1 protein-coding gene and 1 other RNA gene are annotated in these 2,640 nt (G+C 70.7%); one reads left to right on the top strand and one right to left on the bottom strand.

Translation table 11 applies throughout. The features are described from left to right. The first annotated feature begins 437 nt into the window (after positions 1 to 437). The gene (locus tag GA0115240_RS32385) at positions 438 to 1,964 is read left to right on the top strand and encodes a flavin monoamine oxidase family protein (protein ID WP_093742334.1); all 1,527 of its coding nucleotides are present in this window, start codon (positions 438 to 440) and stop codon (positions 1,962 to 1,964) included. A gap of 77 nt (positions 1,965 to 2,041) precedes the next feature. Here GA0115240_RS32385 and rnpB read toward each other — a convergent pair. After that, positions 2,042 to 2,441: RNase P RNA component class A (gene rnpB / locus GA0115240_RS32380), an RNA gene on the bottom strand. Positions 2,442 to 2,640 lie beyond the last annotated feature (199 nt).

The raw sequence follows: 2,640 nt of genomic DNA, 5'->3' as shown, positions 1-2,640 counted from the left end.
AATGCGGGGATCAGCTGTGGGGGGACCGGAGCGGGGGCGAGGGATCACCCCACCCGCCCCACTGGGCACTTCGGCCCATGTGGCTCCTGGTGCTGGTGATTCAACTGCCGAACACCGGACCCGTCAATAGTCCTAGCTCTGAAAGACGTTATTACCGTAATGCGGCAATTCGCCCGCATCCGTGGGCCGTTGGAAGCTCGGATTCCTCGCCAGTCATCGGATGACATCGCCTGCGGCGGCCCGTCGCCGGGCCGCTCACCAGGTGCGCGGGGGCCGGTGAGCCTTACCTCACGTCCGTGTCACCTCCGGACTGACGGCGTGTAACACCGCGCTGCCAGAGTCCCGTGCGCCAGTAGCGAAAGGGGACATGACACATGAGTCAGTTCAACCGCCGTGACTTCCTGCGCGCGGTCGGTGCCACCGGGGGCGCCGGCGCGATGTTCGCCACCATGGGGGCGCTGGGCCTCGCACCCACCGCCGCCGCGGCCGCCGGCCACGAGGCGCCCTTCCGGGCGCCGACCCCCGGCGACTTCCACCTCACCCATCGGGCCGCCGCCAAGGTGGTGATCCTCGGCGGCGGCATCGCCGGGCTCACCACCGCCTACGAACTCGGCAAAGCGGGCTACGACTGTACGGTCCTGGAGGCGCAGAACCGGACCGGCGGCCGCAATTTCACCGTCCGCGGCGGCACCACCACCACCGACCTCTACGGCCACCGGCAGACCGCCCGCTTCTCCGACGGCCAGTACATGAACGCCGGCCCGGCCCGGATCGCCCAATGGATGCTCACCCTCGACTACTGCCGTGAACTCGGCGTCCCCATCGAGGTGTTCACCAACGAGAACGCCGACGCCTACCTCTACAACGAGAAGTCCGGCATGACCGCGCCGATGCGCTACCGGACCGCCAAGGCCGACGTCTACGGCTACGTCTCCGAACTCCTGGCCAAGGCCAGCAACCAGGGCGCCCTCGACCAGGACCTCAGCGCGGACGACAAGGAGCGGCTGATCACGTTCCTGAAGGGCTACGGGGACCTGGGCGCCACCCTCGACTACACCGGCAGCGAACGGCGCGGCTACTCCGTCGTCCCCGGCGCGGCCGGCACCCCCGGGGTGGAGTACGGCGGCCTGCCCACCGCCTCCGAGGTCTTCGCCACCGGCGTCGGCCGCTACTTCTCCTTCGAATTCGGCTACGACCAGGCGATGCTGATGTTCCAGCCGGTCGGCGGCATGGACCGGATACCGCACGCGCTGGCGGGGGCGATCGGCTCGCGGGTCATCCGCACCGGCTGCGCGGTCACCCAGGTCACCGACACCGCGCACGGCGTCACCGTGACCTACACCCAGGACGGCCGGACCCGCGCGATCGACGCCGACTACTGCGTCGCCGCCATGCCGCCCAACATCCTGGCGCGGATCCCGCACAACCTCGGCAGCGACGTCCAGTCGGCGCTGGAGGCCATCACCCCGTCCTCGGCCGGCAAGATCGGCCTGGAGTACCGCTCCCGCTGGTGGGAACTGGACCACGGCATCTACGGCGGCATCACGGAGACCGACCTCGACGTGACGCACATCTGGCACCCGTCGTACGGCTTCCACGGCAAGCGCGGGGTGATCATCGGCTACTACAACACCGGCTCCAACGCCGACTCCTACGCTCCGCTGTCCCCCCAGGACCGCGAGACCCGGGCGGTGGCCGCCGGCGTCAAGATCTACGGCGACAAGTACCGCAGCGAACTGGCCACGTCCTTCTCCCAGCACTGGCGCCAGTTCCCCTACCAGGAGGCCGCCTGGCACAGCACGCCCGGCGGGCCCGACGACCCCCGCTACACGTCCCTCAACGACCCGACCGGCCACGTCTACTTCGCCGGTGACTGGCTGAGCTACATGGACGCCTGGCAGCACGGCGCCTTCGCTTCGGCCCGCAAGACGGTGACGGCCCTGCACACGCGGGTGCTGGCCTGAGCGCGCGGTGGCCGGCCCCGCGGGTCGCCCGCCGGGCCGGCCACCGCGGGGGCCGGCGAAGAGGGGGTCGGGAGCGGCAGACGAGTCGAGCTCTACGCCGGATTCTGTCGCCGGTCGACCTCGCGGTCGGCCGGGAGACGGCCATCCATCTAGGACCGGCGTTGCCGCCGGCCTCATGCGGTCTACCCGCGGACTCGGGCGAGCAGCCCTCGAATGTCCGCGCAGAGTCGCCTGGGCGACTCCTTTTGACCTTGCTCCGGGCGGGGTTTACCGAGCCGTCCAGGTCACCCTGGACGCTGGTGGTCTCTTACACCACCGTTTCACCCTTACCGGGGACCGAGGCCCCCGGCGGTCTGTTTTCTGTGGCACTGTCCCGCGGGTCACCCCGGGTGGGTGTTACCCACCACCCTGCTCTGTGGAGTCCGGACGTTCCTCGGCAGAACCTCTCAGTCCTGACGCGGCCGCCCGCTCGGCTCGTCTGCCGTGATCACCATCTTAGTCGATCCCCGCGCCCCCCACGGGGACGCGCCCGCGCCGCACGCCCAGCCCCACGCCGGCCGGCGCCCGGCAACGACCGCCACGGCTCCTCCCCGCCGTGGCCGCCCCCAGGGGCGCGAGGAACGGCGCGCCCAGCCCGCACCGGCCGGTGGCCGACAACGACACCAGCCACCCCACC

The sequence above is a fragment of the Streptomyces sp. DvalAA-14 genome (assembly GCF_900091855.1).
Classification (GTDB): Bacteria; Actinomycetota; Actinomycetes; order Streptomycetales; family Streptomycetaceae; genus Actinacidiphila.
This window is presented reverse-complemented; position numbering and strand designations above follow the sequence as displayed.